The following is a 23,746-nucleotide window of genomic DNA, read 5'->3' as shown; positions in this document are numbered from 1 at the left end:
GCGCATGAGCAATGTCGAGCTGTTCCATTACCTGCTGCTGTTGATCTGCGGCGCGGGTGCGCTCACGTGGCTCGCCGAGCGGATCTCGATTCCGCCGGCCGTCGTGCTGCTGCTCGGCGGCTGCGTGGTGGCCGTCGCCGGCAAGCGCGTGCCGGACATGGACCCGGCGCTGCTGCTCGCGGCCGTGCTTCCGCCGCTGCTGATGTCGAGCGGCTTCTACACGGCATGGAAGGAATTCCGGCACGAGCTCGCGTCGATCGCATCGCTCGCGCTCGGCGCGGTGGCATTCACGACCGTCGCGGTCGCGCTCGCCGCGCATGCGGCGAATCCCGCGCTGCCGTGGGCCGCCTGCTTCACGCTCGGCGCGATCGTGTCGCCGCCCGATGCGGTCGCCGCGGAGGCGATCCTGAAACGTCATCCGCTGCCCGCGCGGCTCGTCGCGGTGCTCGAAGGCGAAAGCCTCGTCAACGATGCGTCGGGTCTGCTGCTCTATCAGATGGCCGTGTCGGCCGCGCTCGCGGTCACGATCACGACGGCCGGCGCCACCGGCCTGTTCTTCTCGCTCACGCTGATCGGCATCGTCGTCGGCCTCGCGTGCGGCCATGCGATGTGCTGGGTGCTGCAGCGCCTGCGCGAGCCGATGCTCGGCATCGTCGTGACCTTCGCGATGGCGTGGGGCAGCTACGGGATCGCGGAAGCCGTGCACGGCTCGGGCGTGCTGTCGGTCGTCACCTGCGGGCTCGTGCTCGGCGTGCGCCAGCATCGCGTGTTCGGCGCCGACATGCGGATCAAGGCGAAGGCGACGTGGGAAGCGATCGTGTTCGTGCTCGACGCGCTCGTGTTCATCCTGATCGGCCTCGCGCTGCACGCGATCCTCGCGCGCGTGAACCACGAAGGCGCGGTGCTGATGGACGGGCTGCGGGTGGCGCTGCCGGCCACCGCCGCCGCGATCGCCGCGCGCGTCGTGTGGGTGTTCGTCGCGATGTGGCTGCCGGGCCGCCTGCGCGCGGCGCGTGCGGGCCGTCCGTCGTGGTCGTGGCGCGAGGCGGTCGTGCTCGGCTGGTCCGGCATGCGCGGCGTGGTGAGCCTCGCCGCCGCGATCGCGCTGCCGGGCAACTTCCCCGGCCGTGACCTGATCCTGTTCAGCACGTTCCTGCTGATCATCGCGACGCTCGTCGTGCAGGGCGGCACGCTCGCGCCGCTGATCCGCGTGCTGAAGCTGCAGCCGGCCGCGCGGCATACGATGTCCGAGCATGCGGTGCGCGCGCACACGTTCGGCGCGGCGCTCGCCGAGCTCGACGCACGCGAGCAGCGCGGCGCCGGCCTCGAACGCGCATCGCTCGACCGGCTGCAGACCGAATACCGCGGCCGCGTCGCGTTCAACGAGCGCGCGCACCGCGACGGCGCCGAACCGGCGGACGTGCGCGCGCGGATGCTGCGCATGGAGCTCGAACTGGTCGGCGTGTCGCGCGATGCGCTGCTCGCGCTGCATCGCGACGGCCGGGTCGACGATACGGTGCTGCACCGCATAGAATCCGAACTGGACTTCGAGGAACTGCGGCTGCAGCGCCTGCTCGAACCGTAACGTCTGGCCTGATGCGGCCGGCCGCCAGCCCACCCCTTCCCCACCTGGAATTGCAATGAGCGAACTGTCCGTCGAAGCGAGCATCGGCTCGGTCGATTATCTGGTCCATTTCACCGACGGCGTCCATCAGTGGCGCGCCGACGAACCGGCGTCGCTCGGCGGCGGCGACGCGGCCCCGACGCCCGTCGCGCTGCTGCTGTCGAGCCTCGGCGCATGCACCGCGATCACGCTGAAGATGTATGCGCAGCGCAAGGGCTGGCCGCTCGCCGAAGTGCACGTGAAGCTCGCGCACGAATCGGGCAGCAAGGGCAGCACGATCGTGCGCCGCATCACGCTCGACGGCGACCTGTCCGACGAGCAGCGCGAGCGCCTGCTGCAGATCGCGAATGCGTGCCCGGTGCACAAGATCCTGTCGAACCCGATCACGATCGACACGGCGATCGCCTGACGTCTCGCCCCCTGAACCCGAGCGTTTCACCATGTCCGCATCGATCAAGACCCTGCTCACGCCGCGCGAGAGCGACATCGGCAACCTCGTCGTGCGCCGCGTGCTGCCCGCGCGCGCCGCGCGCCTCGTCGGCCCGTTCATCTTCTTCGACGAGATGGGGCCGGCCGTGCTGCCGGCCGGCAGCGGCATCGACGTGCTGCCGCATCCGCACATCGGCCTCGCGACCGTCACCTACCTGTTCGACGGCACGCTGATGCATCACGACAGCCTCGGCTTCCGGCAGAAGATCGTGCCCGGCGACGTGAACTGGATGACGGCCGGGCGCGGCATCGTGCACTCGGAGCGTTCGCCCGAAGAAGACCGGCCGCTCGCGCAGCCGGTGCACGGGATCCAGACCTGGGTTGCGCTGCCGGTCGAGCACGAGGACACCGAGCCCGCATTCGTGCATCACGCGGCCGACACGCTGCCGTCGTTCACGCGCGACGGCACGAGCGTGCGCGTGATCGCGGGCACGGCGTTCGGGCTCACGTCGCCGGTCGAGGTGTTCTCGCCGACGCTCTATGCGTACGCGGCATTCACGGCGGGCGGCACCCTCGCGCTCGACGCGGAACACGACGAGCGCGGCGTGTATCTCGTCGACGGCGACCTCACGATCGACGGCACGCCGCTCGCTCCCGCGACGATGGCCGTGCTCGAACCCGGCGCGGGCGTCGCACTCGCGAGCGCGAACGGCGCGCGTGTGATGCTGCTCGGCGGCGCCCACCTGCCGGGCGAGCGGTTCATCGAGTGGAATTTCGTGTCGAGCGAACGCGCGAAGATCGAAGCGGCCCGCAACGCGTGGGCCGCGCAGACCTTCGGCAAGGTGCCGGGCGAAGAAGACCAGTGGACGCGCCAGCCGGAACGCAACGCGCACTGACGTCTCAAGCGTCTCAAGCGTCTCAATCCGTCGATCGACGCAGCGCGGCCGGCACTCACGCCGGCCGCGTTGCGTTTACCGCGTCAATCCCATCAGCTTCGCGAGCACCGGCCAGCGTTCGAGCGACTCGACGAACGCGCGCCGAGCCTGCTCGTCGACATAGTGCGCCGGGTCCAGCGCGGGCAGATGCCGCGCGAGGCCGAGCACGTCGTTCGGTTGCGACAGGCGGCCTTCGTCGCCCTCGCCGATGTTTATTGTTCGTCGATCCATACGCCATCCGGAGTCTTGACCGCATAGCCCGCGGGCGTCTGCATCGTCACCGTGCCCTCGTTCTCGCCGACCATCCGCGTGCGCGGCAGATCGGCCGCGTATTGCGCGAGCGTCACGCCAGGCTTGAACGGGCTGTTCGATACGAGGTTCGACAGCAGTTGCGCGAGCGCGAGGAAGCTCGTCGGCTGGTCGATCACGGTGGTCGTGCCGTGATTGCCGGTGAAGCCGACGAGCCGCACGCCGACCGGCCCGTGAATGATGCGCGGCGTCGGAATCTCGCGCAGGCCCGCGACCTGGTTCTTGTCGCCGCGCAGCGCGACGCCGTGCTCGGGCACGAACACGATCACCGCGCGCCGGCCCGACTGTGCGACCAGATCGGCGAGCCGGTCGAAGTCGTCCATCAGCTTGGTCGCGCGCTGCGGATACGAGTCGATGCTGTTCAGCGAGCTGCCGGCCACGCGGTTGCCGTCGTGCATGCTGATCGTGTTGTAGTACAGCGCGACCGGCCCCGGCACCGACGCGCGCTGCGCGTACCAGTTCGCGAGCGTCTGGTAGTCGTCCTTGATCGCCGAGCCGTCGAACGCGTGCATCGCGACCGGTGCGGCCGCGTTCGAGATCATCGGCGCGTCCGGCACGCCGAGGTTGTCGTGCACGACCTGCAGGAAGTTGTCGAAGTGGCCGTCGTGGTTCAGCAGCGACTGCACCGTGTAGCCGGCGGCGGCCAGCTGCGAGAACAGGTAGCACTGCTGCGGCGCGGGCTTGTACAGATCCGCGTGCGCTTCCTGGCCGCAGCTCGCGCGCAGCACGCGAATCGCGGCCGGGCCGCTGTAGCTCGCGGCCGTGCTGAAGTTGTTGAACAGGTAGTCGAAGCGGCTCAGCATCGGATGGTTGCGCACCTTCGCGGCGTCGAGGTCGTCCCACGACAGCGAACAGATGTGCAGCACGATCACGTCGAACTGTGCAGACGGATCGTTGCCGAGATGGCCGAACGCGACCTGCCGCTGCGACTCCTGCGTGCGGAACGTCGCAAGCGCCGCGTTGTGATCCTCGGGCTGGTCGGAACGCCCGCCGTTGCCGCCGGCGAGCTGCTGCGCGGGCGGTGCGACGACGCGCGCCATCAGTCCGTTGCCGGCCTGCCACAACGGCATCGCGATCAGCACGGCGAGCACGAAGGTCGCGACGCGCAGCCAGCGGTTCACGATGAAATAGACGATCAGCGCGCCCGCCACCGTCAGCACCAGCATCGGCGGCAACAGGCGCGGCAGCAGTTCCATCCAGTAGTCGAGGCGGAACGTGCTGACCTCGCGCGCGGCTTCGGCGAGACGCGCGAGCGGCGGCGCATGCAGCTCGCGCGCGAGCAGCGGCACCGCGATCGCGATCGCCACGAGCTGCCGCACGATGCGCCACGCGCGCTGCCGGATCGGCGCGCTCGCGGCGAGCACCAGCGCGAACCCGAGGTTCGCGAGCCACATCGGCTGCAGGTGGCCGGTCGCGAACAGCGCGAACTTCAGGATGAAATACAGATTCCAGAACGTCATCTAAACCACTCCGTCATGAGCGCCGCGTCAGTCGCGCGCCCGATCGAGCTTCGGCGCCAGCATGGTCTGCACGCTGCGCGCCGCGCCCTTCCACATCCGTACGTAGCCGTCCACGCCCACCTGCAGCACTTCCTTCAGCCCGCGCAGCGGCGTGTCGGGTCGCGCGCCCGCGTGCCAGTCGAGCCACGCATCCGCGCGGCCGAACGTGCACTGCACGAGCTGGCGCTCCTGTTCGAGCGTGAGCGCCTCGAAGCTCACGCCGACGTGGGTCGGCGTCACGCGGCTCACGCGCACCGGGAACGGGAACGGCCGGTCGCCGCGCGTCACGCACACCGTCAGCGTGTCGCCGACCGCGAGCGGCAGCCCCGGCACCGCTTCGAGGCCGAGCCCGCCCGTCGAGTAGTCGCTCGTGAAGCAGGCGGCCGTCGAGCCGTCGGCGAGCAGCAGCGTCGCCGGCACGCGCATCGCGATCCGGTGCGTGACGCGCACCTGCTTCGTCTCGCGCGCAACCGCCAGCGCCGCGCCGAGCATCGCGAGGTTGTACGCGGTCCAGCCGAGCGTGATCAGGATCGTCGCCGCCTCGTCGCCCTGCTCGGTCACGAGCCGCCAGAGCCCCGCGGCGATCGCGAGCACGTTCAGTGCGAACAGCACGAGGTACGGCTTCGACGTCGACCAGTCGACGTAGCCTTCGTCGATCTTGCCGCCCTTGTCGGTCACGTTGAACTTGCCGTGCTTCGGGCTGAAGAACGCGACGGTGGTCGGCAGTGCGATGTACCACGCCAGCACCGATTCGTAGACCTCGGCCCAGAACGAATGGCGGTATCGCCCCTGCATCCGCGAGTTCGCGACGTTCGCGAGCACCAGGTACGGAATCACGTAGCTCGCGAGCGCGACCGACGACGCATTGATGAAGTACAGATGGAAGAACAGGTACGCGAGCGGGATCGTCAGGAACACGAGCCGCGGAATCCCGTAGAAGAAGTGCAGCATCGCGTTGCCGTAGCAGATCCGCTGCACGAAGCCGAGCCCGCGCCCGAGGAACGGGTTGTCGATGCGGAAGATCTGCGCCATTCCGCGCGCCCAGCGCGTGCGCTGCTTCACGTGGCCCGCGAGGCTTTCCGTCGCGAGGCCGGCCGCCTGAACGGTCGGCAGGTACGCCGACGTGTAGCCGCGGCGATGCAGCTTGAGCGCCGTGTGCGCGTCCTCGGTCACGGTTTCGACCGCGACGCCGCCCACCTCTTCCAGCGCGCTGCGCTTGAGCACCGCGCACGATCCGCAGAAGAACGTCGCGTTCCACAGGTCGTTGCCCGACTGCACGAGCCCGTAGAACAGGTTGCCCTCGTTCGGAATCTCGCGGAACGTGCCGAGGTTGCGCTCGAACGGATCGGGCGAGAAGAAATGGTGCGGCGTCTGCACCAGCGCGCACTTCGGGTCGCGCAGGAACACGCCCATCGTGGTCTGCAGGAACGAGCGCGTCGGCACGTGATCGCAGTCGAAGATCGCGATGTATTCGCCGTGCGTCTTCGGCAACGCGCGGTTGATGTTGCCGGCCTTCGCGTGACGGTTGTCGTCGCGCGTCAGGTAGCCGATGCCCGCCTCTTTCGCGAACGCCTCGAACTCGGGGCGCCGGCCGTCGTCGAGCAGGTACACGCGCAGCTTGTCGGTCGGCCAGTCGATGCTCTGCGCGGCGAACGCGGTCGGCTTCACGACCGACAGCGGTTCGTTGTAGGTCGGGATGTAGACGTCGACGCTCGGCCATTCGTCGGGATCGCCGGGCAGCGGCACGATCGGGCGATCGAGCGGCCACGCGGTCTGCACGAAGCCGAGCAGCAGGATCATCCACGTATAGGCTTCCGCGCCGTACAGCAGATAGCCGGCGACGGCCTCGACGGGGCCGCGGAAGTCGAGCGTCTGCGTCGTGCGCCACCACACGTAGCGCACCGTCGCGAGCAGCGCGAGCGAGGCGAGCGCGAGGGTCGGCAGATGTCCGGGCAGGCGGCGCAGCGCGAGCGCGAGCACCGCGACGATCGCGAAGAACGCGAACTGCGCGTTGGGCATCAGCGGCGACATGCCGGCCGCGGCCCACAGCACCGCGCCGGCGATCAGCAGCAGCGGCGCCAGCCAGCGGCGCCGGCCGACACCGTTCGCGCGCGCATCGAGCCAGCCGCCCCAGCGCGCCCACGGCAGGCGCTCGAGCTGCGTATTGACACGCTTCGCGAGCGCGCGGGCCGCGACGTAGACGGGCACGACGAACGTGTCGAACCACGCGAGCGGATCGCGCGCGGGCCGGCCGTCGTCGCCGCGCGGCGCGCGCACGATCGCGCGCCACAGCCATTCGCGCGGGCTCAACGGCTGCAGCACGCCCCAGTCGCGCGCGAGCCGCAGGAAGCCGGTGCGCGCCCAGCGGCGCACGGGGTCGGGCCGCCCGGGCGGCGGCGCATGGAAGAACAGCCGCACGAGCCAGTCGAGCAGCGTGCGCTGCACCGGCAGCCCGATGCCGCGCGCGCACCAGTCCGTCACGCCGCGGCGGGCCGCGCGCCAGCGCGACGCGAATGCGCCCTTCATCGCGACGCTCCCGCGCGGCCGGCCGCCGCCGCCGAGAGCCACGCATCGACCCAGTTCGCAACGCCGTTCAGGTCGTGCGACGCCTGCGAATACGGCGCGTCGTCGAAGATCCAGCTGCCGCGCGCGAGCGTTTCGGGCACGGCTGCATCGACGTGGATGCGCTGTTCGAGCATCGCCGCCGGCCCCGCGACCGCGCGCAGCATCCCGAGCGCGTCGCGCTGCATGTCGCGCGCCGGGTTCAGCCGGTTCACGACGATCTGCAGTTCGCCGCCGCCTGCGCGCAACGCGTCCAGACGCGCGGCGACCGTCGCGCATGCCGCCGGTTCGGGCGGCACGACGACGAGCGTCAGGTCCGCGCGGCGAATCGCCTGCTCGGCCTGCGGCGACGGATAGCGAGCGGTATCGACCAGCACGACGCCGTCGGCCGGCAGCGCGATCTCGTCGAGCGCGCGCGACAGCCAGGCGGGATCGGCCGCGAGCCGCGCATCGCACGCGGCGGCGCCCGCCGCGTCGACCTGCCCGTACGGCACGAACAGCACGCCGTCGGCATTGCGCCATGTCTGCGCGTGCCACGGCGCGGCGTCGCCGAGCAGGCTGTGCGCGAGGCCGTGTTCGGCCAGCGTGTCGAGCCCCAGCGTCGCGCCCATCAGGTTCTGCGCGTCGAATTCGACGGCGACGACCGGCCGGCCGCGGCGCGCGAGCAGCACCGCGAGCGCGGCCGCAAGCGTCGTGCGGCCCGCGCCGCCCGTCGTCGACGTAATAGCGATCGTCTTCATCGCGACGCCTCGCCGGTGCGGCCCGCATCGGGCAGCAGGCGCCCGCGCAGCGCCACCGGCACGAGTTCGCACGGCACCGCGTCGCGCCGGTTGATCCCGCGCGGCGCATGGAAACCGCGGCCGATGCCCAGGTGCTGGGCGACGATCCACACCGGCACCGCGATCGCGAGGCCAATGATGAAACCGATGACGAGTTCGGCGATCATGCGCCCTCCGGCTTGCGCAGCGGCATCGCACTGCGAATGGCGCCGCGCGCACGCGCGGCGGGAAATACGGGAACCGGCACCGGCGCATGGGCGGCCGGCACGGCGTCGGCATCGGCCGGCGCGGGCTGCGGCGCCGCATCGGTCGGCCTGTCGGCCGCGCCCGGCGTATCGCTCGCACCGCCCGGCGCCGCGCGCCGCGCGACCTCGCCCGCGCGTCCGGCCGGCACCTGCGGCGCGGCAGCCGGTCGCGCCACCGCGAACAGGTCGCTGTAGTCGGCGATCGGCGCACGCCGGTTCTCGGTCTTCAGCGCATCGAGTTCCTTGTCGATGCTTTCGTGTCCGAGACACACGACGCGATCCGACAGCGTATCGACCGGCACGTCGAAGATCCGCGCGAGCGCGTCGTCCGCATCGGCCGGCTCGCACGCGAACAGGAACACGTACAGGTGTCCGGCATCGGCCGTCACGACGTCGCCCGCGCGGCGCGGCCGGCAGCGCCGCAGCGCGTCGACGTGCGACACGCCGGGCAGCAGCGCGATCTTCGCGAGCGTGTGCGGCAGCGACAGCACCGCGCCGCGATCGAGCACCGCGCGGATGCGCAGGCAGAACGCGCCGACCGGCAGGTAGCCGAGCACCGAATCGCCGAGTGCGGCCGCGAGCGCCGCCCGATAGTCGGGCGCGACGGGCCGCGCATAGAGCTGCCCGCGCAGCGCGTGCACGGCGGCCTGCATGCGCGAAACCGGCAGGTCGCGCGCGACGACGCGATTCGCGCCGACGCTCAGCAGCAGCATCTCGAACTGCTGGCGCAGCACCTCGTCGCGTTCGACGACGGCGATCTTGAGCGCGCCGCCGCATTGCCGGCGCAGCGCGTGAACCGCCGCGCACAACGCTTCGAGCTGCGCATGCGAGCGGAATGCCAGCACCGCGGTCGCGGCCTGTGCGTGTTCGCAGGCGGCGACGACCGCCGCGTTGTCGTCGACGATTTCCCAGTCGGCGGGCACGCGGCTCGCGTCGTCGAGTATCGCGCGGCTGACGACGACACGGTCCTCGTCGGTCGCGAGCTTCATCCTGCGCGCGGGCTCCGTCACGTCGCCGTCGGCGATCGCGGCGAGCCGGCCGCTCGGCGCAAAGCGCAGCGGCCGCACCTCGCCGGCCGCGAGCATGTCGCCCGCGCGCCAGAAGTCGACGACCCACAGCAGCTCGCCGTGGGTGCGCTGCAACTGCGCGACGCCGGCGCACACGCCGTGGAATTCGGCGCGCGGCGCGCGGCTCGCGTCGCGCACGAGCGGCGCATCGTCGGTGGTCGAATCGGCACCGGTGCGCGCGATCTCCGGATCGAGCAGCAACACGAGCGCGATCCGGTGCGTGCGGCACCAGTCGGCGAGCGCGTGCCCCTCTTCCGCGAGCGCGGCCGGATCGTCCCAGCTGAACCAGCGCTGCGCGCCTTCGATGAAATACACCGAGCGCGCACGAAAACCGTAGCGCTTCATCGCGCGCAAGCCGCCGGTGAGCCGCGCGAACGGCCCGGGCGCCGCGCGGCGCGACGCGTCCGGTTCCATCGCGGCGTCGCCGTCTGCCGGCGCGATGGCCGGCGGCATCGCCAGCACGTTCAGGTTGCGCGGCCAGCCGGCCGGATGCGCGCCGCCCGCGAAACCGCGCGCCTGCATCTGTGCGGCGACGCGCGCGGCGTCCCGTGCGAGCACCACCGTCACGTCGCGCGTGCGCGACTGCCGCGCGCTTTCCCAGACGAGCGCGTCGCAGGCCGGCGTGCCGGCGGCCGCATAAACGGCATACAGGCCGCCCGCTTCCAGCGGCGTCCATGCATCGGGCAGCCCGTCGATCGCGAGCCGGCTCAGCGGGCCGGCGCGACCGCCGGCCGGCCCCGTGCGCAGCAGCGCGCGCAGGCGGCCCAGCAGGCCGGCGGCGCCGAGCGCGGGACGAGTCGCATCGATTTCGGTATTCACGCGTTCCCCTAGTAATCCGAATAAAGCTGCACTGGCGTCGGCGTGACGAGCCAGTTGCGCTCGGCGCGCGCATCGAATGCGTAGCGCAGGTAAACAAGCGCCGAGCTCGGCGCATAGTCATGCGAACGATCGACGTGCAGTTGTGCGCCGACGCTCAGGTGCGAATTCACGCGATACTCGACGATGCCGTTCACGCCGTACGAGAACGACACGCCGGTCGTCGAGCTGCCCGCATAGACCATCCCGGCCGCTTCCTGATCGGCGCGCCGGTCCGCGAAGGTCGGATAGAACAGCGAGTCCTTCTCGTAGCTGTTCGAGATCCCGGCCGTGACGGTCAGGTCCCACGACAGCGCGTCGCGCCGCCCTGCCCATTCGATCGGCACGCCCAGCGACAGGTAGCGCTGCGGACTGTAATAGCCGCCCTGTCCGTACGTGTAGTAACGCAGGTTCTGCGCGTAGTGCCACGCATTACCGACGAGCCCGGTGCTGACCTTCATCGTCGCGCGTTCGTACACCGGCACCGTAAAGCCCGAGCGCAGCGTGACTTCCGCATTGCGCTCGACGTTTTTGCCGGACAGCACGCCCGCGCCGAGTTCGGCGAACAGGTTCACGCGGCCGACGTCGACCGACCCGCGCAGGTTCACGCCGTCGCGACGCACGCCGCCCCATACCGCGCCCGACCACGGGTCGCGCATCCCCGCGTACGACAGCACGCTGCTCGTTTCCGGCCGGCGCGACGCGTTCACGGTGAAGCTCGCCGGCCCCGCGTCGAAGCGGTAGCGCACGCCGCCGACCAGGTAATGCACCGGGAAGCCGAGCGGCGACGTGCCGAGATCGACGCGCCATGCATCCGTGCGATAACCGGCGCCGAGCGCGACGCCCGTCATCGACTGATGCAGCGCACCCGGCGGGTTCGCGATCAACGCATCGGCCGACCGGGTCAGGTGGAACGGCGGCGGCAGCCCGTTCAGCGCCTTGAGCGCCGCGTAGGTCCCGAAGGTCTTCAGCGAATACGCGTTCGGGTCGCTCGTATCGAGCGTGCCGGCGTCCAGATGCACGGTATCGAGCTGCAGGAACGCGTGCCCGTCGTAACGCACCGGCATCTGCATGTAGACCGGCACCTGCTGCGCGCGGTACGCGGAAATCCCTTCGTCGCCGGACTTGTACGCGGGCAGCCAGCCGGTCTCGATCTCCGGGTTGCGCCGCTGTTCGAGATCCGCGAACGCGGCCTGCGCGGGCGTGCGGCCGTCGCGGCCCGGGCTCACGCCGCTCGTGCGCTCCTGCGACCGCGACAGCCGGTACAGCGACGCGGCATCGTCGTAGCGGCCCTGCGCTTCGGCCACGCGCCCGGCCGCGACCGTCACGTCGGCGCGCGCCGGGTAGGCGGCCTGCAGCCGGTCGGTCACCTGCGCGGCTTCGTCCGGGCGGCGCAGCGCGTTCAGGCGCCGTACAACCGACAGCCGCGTGTCGACGTCGTCGTCCGGCGTGCGGGCAAGCACGGCCTGCACGCGTGCGAGCGCGGCCGCGCGATGGCCGCTGTCCTCGTCGATCCGCGCGAGCGCGAGCTGCGTATCGGCATCGTCCGGCGTGCGCGCGACGACCGGCGCGAGCGCGTCGCGCGCCGCATCGTAGTGCCCCTGCGCGCGTTCGAGATCGGCCAGCTCGAGCGCGTAGCGCTTGTCCTCGCGGCCCGCCGGGCTCGCTCGGGAAAGCAGCGTGCGGGCGCGCGCATCGTCCTGTTGCGCGATCGCGTCGTCGGTCTGCCGCAGCACCAGCCGCAGCGACTGATCCTCGATCCGCGCGGTCTGCGCGGGCGTCAGCCCGGGTTCGCGGCGCAGCGTGTCGAGCCACGCGGCGAGCGCATCGTCGCGCCCCGCGCCGCCGAGCAGGTCGCCGTAGCGCAGCCGCACGTCCACATCGGCCTCCTGCGGATGCGCGGCGATCCAGTCGTGCAGCAGCGCAACGCCGCGCCCGGGTTCGCCCGCGTCGATCCACTGCGCGCCGATCGCGGCGAGCATGTCGGGATCGTCCGGCGCGCTCGCCTGCGCATGCGCGAGCGATGCGGCGAACGCCGCGCGATCGCCGCGACCGAGCGCGCCGCGCGCGTCGGCCAGCGCGCTTTCGGCGTCGAGCTTGCGCGCGAGCGCACGCATGCCGTCCGTGCGGTGCGCGTCGTCGACGCCGGCAAGCGCCGCCTGTGCGCCGGCGATGTCGTCGATCGAATTGCGATACAACGCGCTCGCATAGCGCATCTCGGGCGTGTCGCCTTGCGCGAGCCCGTCGTCCATCACCGTGCGGCCGAGCTGCGGCAGCCCCATGTCGCGGTAGAGCCGCGCGAGCGCGAAGCGCGTCCACGCCGCGTCGGGCGCCGCGCGCACCGCCGCTTCGTAGCGCTGCGCGGCCGGCCCGCGTTCGCCCTTGTCCGCCAGTGCCTTCGCCTGGCTCGCGAGCAGATCGGCGCGCAGGCCGTCGAGCGCGCGGCGATCGTCGCGGCCCGTCACGCGGCCTTGCAGCGCATCGAGCAGCGGGCCGATGCGATCGGCGCGGCCGGTGTTTTCATACAGCGTCGCGGTCCCGCGCACGGCCGACAGGCTCGGCGAGCGCGCGGCCAGCAATTCGCGCAGCAACGGCTCCGCACGCGCCCAGTCGCGCTGCGCGAGCAGCGCATCGGCGAGCTGCAGCTTCGCGTCCGGGCTGTCGGGCTGCATCGCGAGCGCGGCGCGCGCCGCCTGTTCGGCATCCTGCGCACGCCCTGCCGACGCCGCCGCGCGGCCTTGCGCAAGCAGCCCCCAGAACTGCGCGGTGCGCGCGAGGCTCTGCCATTTGCCGCGCTGGTCGGTCGCGAGCGTCGCCGCCCGCGCGAACAGCGCGCGCGCTTCGTCGTGCCGGCCTTCGCGCAGACGCAGCATGCCGAGGCCGCCCACCGCATCCGCGTCGTCGGCGCGCGCCCGCGCGGCGCGGGTGAGCAGCGGGTCGGCCGCGGCCAGATCGCCGCGCGCGAGCGCCTGCAGCCCGCGCTGCTGCGCGATGTAGTCGGGATCGCGTTCGAGCCGGCGCTGTGCGTCGCGCTGCCGGTCGAGTTCAGCGATGCGGTCGCGAAACTCGGTGTCGTCCGGTACCAGCGCGAGATACGCATGCAGTGCGTCGGCATAGGCGGGATCGGTGCCGGCGGACTGCAGCACATGCCGCCATACGGCCATCGCTTCGGTGTGGTCGGCGTCGGCGCGCTTCGCGAGCGACCACGCGATCCGGCTCGCCTCCTGGCGCGTGTCGTCGCGCTGGTTCAGGAGCCGCGCAAGCGCCAGCGCCGCGCTGGTGTCCTGCGGGTCGGCCGCGACCGCGCGGCGCAGCGCGGCGATCGCGGGCTCGCGCCCGCCCGGCGCATTCGCGACGATCTGGTAGTACTCGGCGCCGAGCGCGCCGGACGGCGCGCCGTTCGGAAACAGCGCAACGATGCGCTTCGCGGCTTCGTCCGAGCGGCCGCTACGCGCGAGCAGGCGGATCTGCGCCATCTCGCCACGACCGCTCGTCGCGACGCGGTACTCGTCGGCCGCGCGCCGCGTGTCCGGCGCGCCCGGCGCATTCGCCTGCAGCCGCGCCAGCGCGGCCTGCGCGCCTTTCGCATCGCCGAGCCGCAACAGCACGCGCATCTGCTCCGCGAGCAGATCGGGATCGTTCGGCGCGATCAGCAGCCCCTTGTGCACCGCATCGCGCGCGAGGTCGTCGCGATGCTTGACGCCCCACATGCGGGCGGTCGCGAGCTCGCGCTGCGCGTCGGTTAGACCGGCCGTGGCCGGCACCGGCGCCGGTGCGGCATTCGGCGCAACGGCTTTCGGCGCCACCGCGACGGCGGCCGCGGCCGGCGCGGCCACGCAGACCGACAACGCGAGCCATGCGGATCCGGCGACGCACGGCGCGGCGCGCTTCATCGGGCCGCGCATGAACGGCCCTCCCAGCGCGCCTCGAGCGAACCGTCCGCGTCGAACCGGTAGCGGCCGTCGCGCCAGCCGAGGCCGAACAGCGTCAGCACGCTCGTGTAGTAGCCGGGCGCCGTCTGGCGCGCGAGCGTATCGACCCGGGCGGCTTGCGCATCGGCGAGCGCATGCTGGCCGCGTGCGTCGAGGAACGGCACGGCCGCCGCGGAGAATCCGCCGTTGCCGTCGTTCGGCCCCGCGGCGCCGGTCGTCGTGTCGACCTTCTCGGGCGGCGCGCCATGGGCGGCGATGTAATCGGCGAACGGCGCGAACCGCGCGAGCATCGGCGCGGCGAGCGGATCGGCGCGGTCGAGCATGCCGGCCCACAGGTACACGCGGATCGCGTTGTACGCGCTTTCCGCATGCGTCTGCGGATCGGGCCCGAAGCCCGTACCCGGCCGATACAGCGCCCAGTCCGGCGAAAAACCCTTCGGCGCGGTGTCGAGCAGCACGCGCCCGGTGCTGGTCGCGAGCGCCGCCCAGCGGCGGTCGTCGGGCAGCCGCGCGGCAAGCCCGCGGATCACTTGCGGCGGCGAATAGCTCGGGTTCACGCGGTACTGGCCGCCGGCCAGCCTGAAGCCGACCGGCCCGGGCAGCAGCGTGAGACCGAGGCCCGGCACGCTCGCCGTCTCGTCGTCGAGCACCCGCTTCGCCAGCAGCGCGCCGCGCGCGGTGTAGCTGCGCTCGTACCACAGCCGCCCGGCTTCCAGGAGCGTATACGCGATCCACAGGTCGGCATCCGACGCCGCGTTCGCGTCGAGCACGCGCCACGTGCCGTCCGGCGCGCGGCCCCACAGCCACGCCGGCAGACGGGCGCTCAGGTCGCCTTGCGCGAGGTTGTTCTCGGTCCATGCGAGGATCGTGTCGAACGCGCGCCGGTCGTTCGCGACGAGCGCGAAGAAGAGTCCATACGCCTGCCCCTCCGATACCGTGCGCGAATCGGCCGAGCCGACGTCGATCACGCGGCCGTCGGTCGACACGAAGTCGCGCTTGAACGCATCCCAGCGCGGCCACGCCGCGCCGCATTGCGCGTCGGCCGCGACGCTTTGCGCCGCCTGCGCGTCACCGGACGCGCCGGCCGCCGCGCAGGCGGCCGCGACGGCCAGCAGGAACGCCGTGCCGACGCGGCGCGCCGGCTGCGCGGCCCGTCGCCTTGCGATTGCCCGCGCCATCCGTTACATCCCCCGTCGACGCGCGGCGATTCTCTGCAGCACGCTGAACACGCCGAGCGCGAGCAGCAGCCCCGCGACGACGCCGACCGCGCCGAGCACGACCGGGTGCCGCGCCGCCTGCGTCCAGACGCGCGCATACCACGGCACGAAGCCGACCACGTACGGTTCGCCGACGCGCAGGCTGTCGACCTGCCCCGGTCGCACCAGCGCGAGGTCGCCCTGCAGCTGCGACACGAGGCCGGGTTTCTGGAACACGTCGAGCAGATCGCCCAGGTGCGACTGGTCCGTCGCCGTCAACGCGACGACGCTGCGGCCGTGGCTGCCCGGCAGTTCGAAACCGGCGAGCGCCGCGAGCGGGCCCGACTGTTCGATGTGCGCGCCGCCGTCGGCCAGGCCGACACCGTTGCGCCAGCGCTCCTTCACCGAGAATGCGACACGCGTCGCGCCCGCACCGGCCTGCACGTCGATCGCGAGCGGCAGCGACGCGCGCCACTGCGACAGCAGCGGCGACGCGGGCGAGCCGTCGATCACGAGCAAATCCTTGCGGCCGGCCAGCGCGGCGACGTCGCCGGGTCGCGCGACCTGCACGCGCAGCGCCGGGAAGCCCGTCCACTGCCCCATGTGGCCGAGCATCGTCAGATAGGCTTCGAGCTCCTGCGGCGACGGGCGCTCCGGTATCACGACGGCCGTCTGCGACAGGTCGGCGAAGCGCGTGAACGGAAAGCCGCTGTTCGCGAAGAACGCGAGGTTCGGCAATTGCGCGTAATGGACGAAGTGCGAGAAGTCGATCGTCGAATCGGGATCGATCGCCGCGCGCTGCGGCTCGCTCGCGGAGCTCGAGCAAAGCCCCGTCTTCTGCGAATCGAGCGTGAAGCGGAACTGCAGCTGGTTGCCGCTGCCGACGCGGAACGCCGGAATGTCGACATCGCTCGTCACGCGCCCTTCCGGCACCGACAGCAGCGGCAGCTGCATGCGTCCGCGCGCATCTTCCGCATGGGCCGGCCCGAGCCGGTACGACTTCACGAGCTGATCGTTGATCTCGACGGCGAGCGTCGAGTCGTCCTGCACGGTCGGCGCCGTATAGCGGTAACGCAGCGTAATCGGCACGCCCGAGCCGTTCCACGAATGGAGATCGGCCGGCACGCGCAGGTTCAGGCGGATCGCGTCGGGCGTCGTGCCGCGCACTTCGAGGTCGCGCGGGTCCGACACGAGTTCGCGGAACGTAATCGGCCGGTTCACCGGCAGCCAGCGCGGCGCGTCGTACGGCTTGCGCGGCGCGCCGAGATCGACGTGCGCGACCGTCGCCGACGGCCCCGACAGCGCCGCGCGGCCGAGCACGAGCGTCGCGACCGCATCGTCGACTTCGGCCGCCGTGCGGCCCGTCAGCACCAGCAGCTTGCGGCCCGGCGCGGCCGGGTTGTCGGCGACGGCGAGCATCGGGCCGTTGACGGGCGGCAGCGCGAGGCCGGCCGGCAACGTCGCGGCCGTGCCGACCACCACCGCCTGGTCGTCGGCCGGCAGCGTCGATCCGACCGGGAAGCGCGCCTGCCGGTAGTCGGCCTGCGCGCCGAACCACGACGCGAGCACGCCGGCGCTGCGCAGCGTCGCCGAGTCGGGCGACGCCGGCAGCACGAACGGCAGCCGCAACAACCCGTTGTCGCGCCGGTCGAAAAACGGCGCGGGCAGCAGCGCGAGATCGTTCGGCAGACGCACCGGCGATTCGTCGAGCAGCAGTTCGCTCGTCGGGCTCACATCGGCCCACAACGCCGAGTTCGACGGATCCTCGCAATGATCGAGCGTGTAATGCGCGATCAGGCGCAGGCCGATCTGGTTGAAATCGGAGAAGTAGCGCGGATCGATCGGGATGTCCTGGGTGACCGTGCGGCCCGCGTGCGGCGCGTCGAACGGCACGGTCGCGACCACCTCGCCGTTCACCGACACCTTCAGATGCGACATCGGGAACACGAGCGACGGCGAGTATGCGTAGGTCAGGCGCAGCCGCGCGCCGGTGACCACGCGATCGAGCCGCACGCCGGCGTTGATCGTGCGCGCGTCGTCGGCGCCGCGCAGGCGCAACGGATCGAATGCGCCGAGCGACGCGAACGGCAGATGCACGGTCGTCGCCGGCAAGCCGGCCGACGCGGCACTGGCCGCACCGGCTGCACCGGCCGCCGCCGGCGCGGCCACGCGCACCGGTGTATCCGCTGCGGCGGCAGACGCCCCGGCGGCAGGCACCGCCGGCATCGGCGCGGCCGACAACGCAGCCGCATGGAACGCGCCAAACGTGGCGGCCGACAGGACGAACAACGACGCGGCGGGTTTCATGCGCCGCTCCCCATCGTCTCGATCATCCGGTCATCAAGCGCGTCGCAACCCGCGCGCGCAAAGCAGCCATGCCCCTGAATGCAGATCCCCACTGCTTCCCCTCAATTGTCTGGCCTGAATGCATTTATCGAAACGACGCGGCGAATTGTTCGATTGCCGATTCGCTCTACGTGGTGCGCCTGGCACTGGCGCTCGCTCATTCGTCACACTATCTCAAAAATAGGACGAAACTTGCCCCGATTCACAACGACGAAGCGAAAAAAACCCAGCCCGGTCGGAAATACTGAACGCCACGAATGAGTGGCAAGAATTGCGTCGTTGCTGGCGGCCGGACCGGCCGGCATACTGCCGGCGCGGACGGGGCTGGCGGGGCACCGGCGGCCCGTTGCGGGCTGCCCGAAACGCGCTGCCGCGTGAGCGGCGCGTATGCTACCGCAAGCGCACGCATCGCGCCGTCCTTTATTCATGGAAAACTGACTTGGATCAATTCGTCGATACCGTCACTCCGTCCCCCGCCACGCTGCTGCGCATCATCGCCACGCAGACGGAGATCGCGAAACTCGGCCTCGACCTCGGCAGCGTGATGGCCTATGTGACGGAGCAGGTGCCGCACCTGACGGGCGCGAGCGGTGCGGTGGTCGAGTTCGCCGAAGGCGACGACATGGTGTACCGCGCCGCGTCGGGCTCCGCCGCGGGGATGCTCGGGCTACGGTTGCGCCGCTCGGGCAGCCTGTCGGGCCTGTGCGTGACGCGCGGCGAATTGCTGCACTGCACGGATTCGGAAACCGACCCGCGCGTCGACCGCGACGCGTGCCGCCGCGTCGGGCTGCGCTCGATGCTCGTGATGCCGCTCATGCACGCCGATACGACGGTCGGCGTGCTGAAGGTGATGCGCCGGACGTCGACGGGTTCTCGGCCGCCGATGCCGGCGCGCTGCGGCTCACGGCCGAGCTGATCGCCGCCGCGATGTTCCACGCGGCACGCAACGAGGCCAACGAACTCTATCTGCGCGCGACCCACGACGCGCTCACCGGCCTGCCGAACCGCGCGCTGTTCTACGATCGTCTGCGCCAGTCGATGCACACCGCGCTGCGCGCGAACGGCCGGCTCGGCATCCTCAACATCGACATGGACGGGCTCAAGCCGATCAACGACGGTCACGGCCACCGCGCGGGCGACGCCGCGCTGCGCGAGATCGCCACGCGGATGCTGGGCGCCGTGCGGCGCTCCGACACGGTCGCGCGCGTCGGCGGCGACGAATTCGCGGTGATCCTGCCGAACGTCGGCGGCCGCGACGATGTCGACGCGCAGCGCATGCGGCTCGCGCAGCAGGTCGGCGAACCGTTCGAATTCGAAGGACGTCCGCTTGCGCTCGGCGTCAGTGTCGGCGCCGCGCTGCTGCCCGACGACGGCACCGACATGAACGCGCTGATCGAGCATGCGGACCAGGCGATGTACGAGGCGAAGCGGATGCGGGGGCCGCGCGCGGGTCGCGCATGACCCATGACCCATGACCCATGACCTATGACCTATGACCTATGACGCAGACGCACGACACGCGGATAGCGGCCCGGCGCCGCAGCCGCGCGCCCCGTGCCTGCACCGCTAACCGACTTGCGGCAGCGCGATCGCGATCCCGACCACGATCCACTGCACGATCGCGACCAGCACGCCGGCCCGGCACAACCCGACCGCGCCGCGCACGCGCGCGTCCAGCGCCCGCCCGACCTTCCCTTCGTCGATCCAGCCGAGATCGGCGAGCGCACGGTCGAGCGCGGCCAGCCCGTCGTCGACCGGCGCGTCGCCCGACGCCGCGCGTGCCAGCGCGGCGAACAGCCGCCGGTCGATCTCGATGCGCACCGCGTACCACAGCGCGGCAACCCCCGACCCGGTACTGATCACGGCCAGCAACACGCGCGCGATCGTCGCCGGCGCCCAGCCCGACGCGATCCACCAGCCGGCGCCCGCCGCGGCCAGCGCGGCCGCGATCGCCCACGCGCCCGCATCGAGCGCGCCGCGCGCAGCGGCAATCCTGAAGGGTGCGGACGGATCGCGCATCACGCGCCTCCCGTGACGCGGCGGCGATCGATCCAGTCCTGCAGCACGGCCACGCCGTCGTCCGACCAGACCGCATGCGGCCGCACCGCGCGCACCGCCGCAAGCGCTTCGCGCGCGTCGCCGAACCCGCGCCGTGCCGCGAGCCACGCGGCCGCGCACAGCACGCTGCGCCCGTAGCCGAGCGCGCAGCAGACCAGCACGTCGCGCCCTTCGCGATGCAGCCGTTCGAGCGCCGCGACGGCCGCCGCGAGCTGCGCCGCGCTCGGCGCGACGAGGTCGAGTTGCGGCACGGCCGCATACGCCAGCGACGCGTCGGCCGCGACCCGGCGCGGCATCTCCGCCGTGAGGTCGACGAGCGCGGTGAAACCGTAGCGCCGCATGTCGCGCGTCGTCGGCGTACGGCCGATCGACACGCGCTCGTCGATCCGCACCGGCGCCGGCTGCCGGAACGTCCACAGCCGCGAATTGACGAACGCGCCCGCAATCGTCGGCGCCAACAGCCAGCGGATGAACACCGGGAAGCGGCCGGCGTCGTCCTTCTGGAACGCACCGGGCGCCCCGCGCCGGTAGATCCACGCGACACATGCGAGCGCCAGCGCGCCCCATCCCGCCGCCAGCGCCCAGCCCGGCGCATGCGACACGCAGTAAAGCGCGACGAGCGCGGCCAGTGCCGCACCGAGCGCATAGCGGCGCGCGAGCGCGCGAGCGGCGCCGGACGGCGAGCCTTCCGCGCCTGGCAGACGGCCCGCGGCATCGCGCAACGGGAACAGGAACAGCGCGAAGCAGCCGACGGCCGCGCCGGTCGGCACGTCGATCGCATGATGCTGATAGGTCGTGAGCACCGACACGCCGATCGCCGCGAACCACAGATGCAGCACGGCGCGCGCGGCCGTGCCGCGCAGATGCTTCGCGTAGACGGCCCACAGCACGACGAGCAGCCCGATATGCAGCGACGGCGCCTGGTTGTACGGCTTGTCGAAGCCCATCAGCAGCGTGAACAGCGCACCGGCCACACCGCCCGCGTCGGGCCGCTCGAAGCCGAAGCGCAACGGCCACGCGATGAAGCACGCGACCGACACGAGCTGCACGGTCAGCAGCCGCTTCACGTGATCGAGCAAATCGTCGCGTCGCGTCCAGAACAGGAACGACAGCGCGTACAGCAGATCGATCGACCAGTACGGCACGATAGTCCACGGCACGAACGGAATCGCATGCTCCCAGCCGAATGCGAACGTCGGCACCGCGGCGCGGTGCGCGGCGAGCCAGTTCGCGAAGCCGTACGTGGAGAAGAACACCGCGCCCATCGCCGCGAGCCAGCCGACGCGCAGCGCGAGCGGCGCGTCGCGCGGGCCGGCCGCCGGCTCGGCCAGACCGCTGCCCGCGCCGCCCGCGCCACCCGCACCGCCGCCGAGCGCGCTCATGCTGCGTCGACCCGCTGCGCGAGGCTCACCGTGAAAATGCCCATCTCGTCGATCCGCTGGTCGAGCTTGCGGAACCCGGCGCGCGCGACGAGTTCGTCCATCTCGGCCTGCGACCGGCGGCGCATCACCCACGTCGCGTCGCCGCGGTGGTTGTTCAGCGCCCGCGCGATGAATTCGAGCTGCGGATGCCACGGCTGCCCGGTATAGACGAGATAGCCGCCGGGCGGCACCGCGTGCGCGAGCCCGCGCAGCGAGCGTTCGATCAGCGCGTTCTCGCCGAACAGTTCATACAGCCCGGACACGATCGCGAGCGTCGGGCGCGGCTCAAGTGTTGCGAGCGACGCTTCGTCGAATGCGTCGCCGCGCTCGAAACGCGCGATCGGATCGAGGCCGCGCTGCGCGATCAGCACGCGTCCGGCCTCGACGTTCGGCGGGCTGTAGTCGCGCAGCGTGATGTCGTCGGGCGCCGCGCCGTCGCGCTCGGCAGCCGTCGCGATCGCGTCCAGCACGTAGCGCCCGTGGCCTGCCGCGATGTCGACGATCCGCACCGGCTCGCCCTGGCCGCGCAGCCGGCCGATCGCCGCGCCGATCAGCTCCTGCAGATGCACCTTGCGCTGGCGGATGCCGACCCAGCCCGGCGAATCGAGATACGTGCGGTCGATCAGCGCGCCGACGCCGAACCGCCCCTGCGCGCGGTTGCGGTACACGTAATCGAGCGTCGAGCCCGAATCGAAGCCGAGCCGCAGCCCGAGCGCGATGCCGTCGGACAGCGCGCCGCCGAGCTTCAGCCCCGCCCGCGTGATCGCCCAGTACGCACGCGCGAACGGGTTCGCGGGCGGCCGGCCGAGCGTCGCGTATTCGTCGTGGAATGCGCCGCGCCGGTCGGCATCGGCGAGCGACACGCGCGGGCTCGGCGTATCGAACTCGCGCAGCACGAAGGTGCGCAGCGGCGCGAGCGCCTGCGCGCGATCGCGCTCGCCCAGCGTGTCGTGATAGAAGCCCGGCAGCACGATGCGCTCCTTGCGGGCGGCGCCGAGCCGCTCGAAGAAACGGTCCTGCGGGCCGCGATGCACGACCCAGTCGGCGCCCGAGATCAGCAACTGCGTCGGCACGGTGATCGCGGCCGCATCGGCGACGATCCGCCGCGCGGTGTCGTGCAGGTCGAGCAGCATGTTCACGGCGATCGGCCGCGTGATCAGCGGATCGGCCGCATAGCTCGCGATCCGTTCCGGGTCGTGCGTGAGGAATTTCGGCTTCACGTAGCTGTTCACGTAGAAAAGCCCGCGCAGCTTGTGCATCAGCCGCAGCCCCGGCCGCGCGAACGGTACGTACAGCTTGATGTGGAACGCCGGCGATGCGACGACGAGGCAGCGGATCGGCGGTGCGTAATCGTGCACCCAGGTGGCCGCGAGCACCGCGCCGACGCTCTGGCCGATCACGGCCGTGTTTTCGATCGCGATGCCGTGCGTGTCGCGGATATGCTCGACGAAGGTCTGCAGGTCGCGCACCGATGCGGCCGCGCTCGGGCTGTAGCCGCGCGCGCCGGGCGAGCGGCCGTGGCCGCGCGCATCCCATGCGAAGAAAGCGAAATCCGGCAGGTCGAGCTCGTCGACGAGGTGCGCGACGCGCGCCGAATGTTCGTGGCCGCGATGCAGCAGCACGATCGCGCCGCGGCAGCGCGGGCCCGTCGCGGGCCAGTGACGATAGAACAGCGTTTCGCCGTCGTGCGTGATGAAGTCGGCCTCGCGGGCCATGCGTGCGCTCATGCGTTTCTCTCTCGTTTCGTTATTCGAATCATGCGGCGCCGCCCTCCGGTGCCGGCCAATCTGCTGCCGTCAGCCGCCCGCTTCGGCGATGCCGGCCCGCACGCGCCGCACCGCCGTCACGATCGACAGCACGATCAGCAGCCGCCACAGCCACGCGGCGATGCTGCCGACCGGCAAACCGAGACCGATCCACAGCGCGAATGCGCCGAGCGCCAGCGCGCGGTCGCTCTTGCCGAACGGGCCGTCGTAGCGGCGCGTCGCGCCGACGAGCGGCCCGATCAGGCCCGCGCATTCGACGATGACCGCCGTCAGCGCGAACAGCCAGACGTCCGCCGGAGCGAACGCGGGAATCGCGAGGAACGGCAGCACGAGCGCGATATCGGACACGATGTCGCCGAGCTCGTTCAGGTACGCGCCCAGCGTGCTCTTCTGTCCGTGTTCGCGCGCGAGCATGCCGTCGATCGCGTTCAGCGCCATCCGTGCGAACAGCCAGACCGGAATCAGCAGGAACAGCACGCGCGCGAACACGCCGAGCCCCGCCAGCGCGCCGACGACGATCGAGCCGCCGGCCGCGAACAGCGTGACCTGGTTGGCGGTGACGCCGCGCTCGGCGAGCGAATCCGCGAACGGACGAAGACGATTCTGGAATTTCGGTTTGAGTGCGTAGAGGCTCATCGTTTTATTGGTTCTGCACGCCGGACACGTTTGCAACCGCCCTGCCCCGGGCGGCGCAACCGCCGGCGGCGGCTGTCGACAGGTGGC

Annotated in this window: 18 protein-coding genes; 5 read left to right on the top strand and 13 right to left on the bottom strand. The window is 71.6% G+C overall.

All coding sequences use genetic code 11. The features are described 5' to 3' along the window. The first annotated feature begins 4 nt into the window (after window positions 1-4). The 3 genes from BME24068_RS06775 to BME24068_RS06765 are packed head-to-tail and all read left to right on the top strand — an operon-like array spanning window position 5 to window position 2,949. Complete coding sequence (locus BME24068_RS06775) at window positions 5-1,585, top strand: cation:proton antiporter (RefSeq protein ID WP_174925541.1); 1,581 nt, start codon at window positions 5-7, stop codon at window positions 1,583-1,585. Between the two features lie 55 nt (window positions 1,586-1,640). Next, the gene (locus tag BME24068_RS06770) at window positions 1,641-2,033 is read left to right on the top strand and encodes an OsmC family protein (protein ID WP_174925540.1); all 393 of its coding nucleotides are present in this window, start codon (window positions 1,641-1,643) and stop codon (window positions 2,031-2,033) included. Window positions 2,034-2,064: 31 nt separating this feature from the next. Further along, window positions 2,065-2,949: a pirin family protein gene (locus BME24068_RS06765; protein WP_174925539.1), complete on the top strand. Its 885-nt coding sequence runs from the start codon at window positions 2,065-2,067 to the stop codon at window positions 2,947-2,949. A gap of 75 nt (window positions 2,950-3,024) precedes the next feature. On the opposite strand, the gene BME24068_RS06760 is transcribed toward BME24068_RS06765, so the two are convergent. From BME24068_RS06760 to bcsB, 9 genes are read right to left on the bottom strand one after another with little or no spacing between them, the layout of a single operon-like run. Beyond that, entirely contained in the window at window positions 3,025-3,219 is a 195-nt protein-coding gene (locus tag BME24068_RS06760; protein WP_124825941.1) for a hypothetical protein, read from the bottom strand. Continuing rightward, window positions 3,201-4,757, bottom strand: coding sequence for a cellulose biosynthesis protein BcsG (gene bcsG / locus BME24068_RS06755; protein WP_174925538.1), 1,557 nt, complete (start codon window positions 4,755-4,757; stop codon window positions 3,201-3,203). Before bcsG ends, BME24068_RS06760 begins: the two co-directional genes overlap by 19 nt. 27 nt (window positions 4,758-4,784) lie before the next feature. Then, a complete protein-coding gene (gene bcsA, locus BME24068_RS06750; RefSeq protein ID WP_096506929.1) occupies window positions 4,785-7,322 on the bottom strand; it encodes a UDP-forming cellulose synthase catalytic subunit in 2,538 nt (845 codons plus the stop codon). Further along, window positions 7,319-8,098, bottom strand: a complete 780-nt coding sequence (gene bcsQ / locus BME24068_RS06745) for a cellulose biosynthesis protein BcsQ (protein ID WP_096506918.1) — start codon at window positions 8,096-8,098, stop codon at window positions 7,319-7,321. The genes bcsA and bcsQ overlap by 4 nt, the downstream gene beginning before the upstream one ends. Then, window positions 8,095-8,304 carry a hypothetical protein gene (locus BME24068_RS06740; RefSeq protein WP_096506919.1) on the bottom strand — a complete coding sequence of 70 codons (210 nt, stop codon included), beginning with the start codon at window positions 8,302-8,304 and terminating at the stop codon, window positions 8,095-8,097. Before BME24068_RS06740 ends, bcsQ begins: the two co-directional genes overlap by 4 nt. Beyond that, entirely contained in the window at window positions 8,301-10,268 is a 1,968-nt protein-coding gene (bcsE, locus tag BME24068_RS06735) for a cellulose biosynthesis protein BcsE (protein WP_174925537.1), read from the bottom strand. Before bcsE ends, BME24068_RS06740 begins: the two co-directional genes overlap by 4 nt. Before the next feature lie 8 nt (window positions 10,269-10,276). After that, the gene (locus BME24068_RS06730) at window positions 10,277-14,209 is read right to left on the bottom strand and encodes a cellulose synthase subunit BcsC-related outer membrane protein (RefSeq protein ID WP_174925536.1); all 3,933 of its coding nucleotides are present in this window, start codon (window positions 14,207-14,209) and stop codon (window positions 10,277-10,279) included. Then, window positions 14,194-15,414 (bottom strand): cellulose synthase complex periplasmic endoglucanase BcsZ, encoded by a 1,221-nt coding sequence (bcsZ, locus tag BME24068_RS06725; RefSeq protein WP_174925535.1) that lies wholly within the window; start codon window positions 15,412-15,414, stop codon window positions 14,194-14,196. Before bcsZ ends, BME24068_RS06730 begins: the two co-directional genes overlap by 16 nt. A gap of 3 nt (window positions 15,415-15,417) precedes the next feature. After that, window positions 15,418-17,739 (bottom strand): cellulose biosynthesis cyclic di-GMP-binding regulatory protein BcsB, encoded by a 2,322-nt coding sequence (bcsB, locus tag BME24068_RS06720; protein ID WP_174925534.1) that lies wholly within the window; start codon window positions 17,737-17,739, stop codon window positions 15,418-15,420. 478 nt (window positions 17,740-18,217) lie between these two features. Between bcsB and BME24068_RS34895 the strand changes: the two genes are divergently transcribed. Together BME24068_RS34895 and BME24068_RS34890 are read left to right on the top strand one after the other, a co-directional pair. After that, on the top strand, window positions 18,218-18,694 hold the full coding sequence (locus BME24068_RS34895; protein WP_239007731.1) for a GAF domain-containing protein: 477 nt from the start codon (window positions 18,218-18,220) through the stop codon (window positions 18,692-18,694). 11 nt (window positions 18,695-18,705) lie between these two features. Beyond that, the gene (locus tag BME24068_RS34890) at window positions 18,706-19,239 is read left to right on the top strand and encodes a GGDEF domain-containing protein (RefSeq protein WP_239007730.1); all 534 of its coding nucleotides are present in this window, start codon (window positions 18,706-18,708) and stop codon (window positions 19,237-19,239) included. Window positions 19,240-19,344: 105 nt separating this feature from the next. On the opposite strand, the gene BME24068_RS06710 is transcribed toward BME24068_RS34890, so the two are convergent. From BME24068_RS06710 to BME24068_RS06695, 4 genes are all read right to left on the bottom strand, one after another. Continuing rightward, the gene (locus BME24068_RS06710) at window positions 19,345-19,797 is read right to left on the bottom strand and encodes a hypothetical protein (protein WP_096509021.1); all 453 of its coding nucleotides are present in this window, start codon (window positions 19,795-19,797) and stop codon (window positions 19,345-19,347) included. Next, on the bottom strand, window positions 19,797-21,218 hold the full coding sequence (locus BME24068_RS06705; protein ID WP_174925533.1) for a phosphatase PAP2/dual specificity phosphatase family protein: 1,422 nt from the start codon (window positions 21,216-21,218) through the stop codon (window positions 19,797-19,799). Before BME24068_RS06705 ends, BME24068_RS06710 begins: the two co-directional genes overlap by 1 nt. Next, the gene (locus BME24068_RS06700) at window positions 21,215-22,984 is read right to left on the bottom strand and encodes a bifunctional alpha/beta hydrolase/class I SAM-dependent methyltransferase (protein ID WP_174925532.1); all 1,770 of its coding nucleotides are present in this window, start codon (window positions 22,982-22,984) and stop codon (window positions 21,215-21,217) included. Before BME24068_RS06700 ends, BME24068_RS06705 begins: the two co-directional genes overlap by 4 nt. A 69-nt stretch (window positions 22,985-23,053) precedes the next feature. Further along, complete coding sequence (locus BME24068_RS06695; RefSeq protein WP_174925531.1) at window positions 23,054-23,659, bottom strand: CDP-alcohol phosphatidyltransferase family protein; 606 nt, start codon at window positions 23,657-23,659, stop codon at window positions 23,054-23,056. Between the last annotated feature and the right edge of the window lie 87 nt (window positions 23,660-23,746).

Origin of the sequence: Burkholderia anthina, from assembly GCF_902498995.1 — a bacterium.
In the GTDB taxonomy this organism is placed as follows: domain Bacteria; phylum Pseudomonadota; class Gammaproteobacteria; order Burkholderiales; family Burkholderiaceae; genus Burkholderia; species Burkholderia anthina.
The sequence above is the reverse complement of the archived record's forward strand: the minus strand, read 5'-3'. Positions and strand labels throughout refer to the sequence as shown.

Bases quoted from the DNA above. Each gene is read 5' to 3' on its own strand.
- BME24068_RS06695 (WP_174925531.1), bottom strand. From the start codon at position 23,659: ATGAGCCTCTACGCACTCAAACCGAAATTCCAGAATCGTCTTCGTCCG.
- BME24068_RS06710 (WP_096509021.1), bottom strand. From the start codon at position 19,797: ATGCGCGATCCGTCCGCACCCTTCAGGATTGCCGCTGCGCGCGGCGCG.
- bcsQ (WP_096506918.1), bottom strand. From the start codon at position 8,098: ATGAAGACGATCGCTATTACGTCGACGACGGGCGGCGCGGGCCGCACG.
- BME24068_RS06740 (WP_096506919.1), bottom strand. From the start codon at position 8,304: ATGATCGCCGAACTCGTCATCGGTTTCATCATTGGCCTCGCGATCGCG.
- BME24068_RS06770 (WP_174925540.1), top strand. From the start codon at position 1,641: ATGAGCGAACTGTCCGTCGAAGCGAGCATCGGCTCGGTCGATTATCTG.
- bcsG (WP_174925538.1), bottom strand. From the start codon at position 4,757: ATGACGTTCTGGAATCTGTATTTCATCCTGAAGTTCGCGCTGTTCGCG.
- BME24068_RS06775 (WP_174925541.1), top strand. From the start codon at position 5: ATGAGCAATGTCGAGCTGTTCCATTACCTGCTGCTGTTGATCTGCGGC.
- bcsA (WP_096506929.1), bottom strand. From the start codon at position 7,322: ATGAAGGGCGCATTCGCGTCGCGCTGGCGCGCGGCCCGCCGCGGCGTG.
- BME24068_RS06705 (WP_174925533.1), bottom strand. From the start codon at position 21,218: ATGAGCGCGCTCGGCGGCGGTGCGGGTGGCGCGGGCGGCGCGGGCAGC.
- bcsB (WP_174925534.1), bottom strand. From the start codon at position 17,739: ATGAAACCCGCCGCGTCGTTGTTCGTCCTGTCGGCCGCCACGTTTGGC.
- BME24068_RS34890 (WP_239007730.1), top strand. From the start codon at position 18,706: ATGTTCCACGCGGCACGCAACGAGGCCAACGAACTCTATCTGCGCGCG.
- BME24068_RS06700 (WP_174925532.1), bottom strand. From the start codon at position 22,984: ATGAGCGCACGCATGGCCCGCGAGGCCGACTTCATCACGCACGACGGC.
- BME24068_RS06730 (WP_174925536.1), bottom strand. From the start codon at position 14,209: ATGCGCGGCCCGATGAAGCGCGCCGCGCCGTGCGTCGCCGGATCCGCA.
- bcsZ (WP_174925535.1), bottom strand. From the start codon at position 15,414: ATGGCGCGGGCAATCGCAAGGCGACGGGCCGCGCAGCCGGCGCGCCGC.
- BME24068_RS06760 (WP_124825941.1), bottom strand. From the start codon at position 3,219: ATGGATCGACGAACAATAAACATCGGCGAGGGCGACGAAGGCCGCCTG.
- BME24068_RS06765 (WP_174925539.1), top strand. From the start codon at position 2,065: ATGTCCGCATCGATCAAGACCCTGCTCACGCCGCGCGAGAGCGACATC.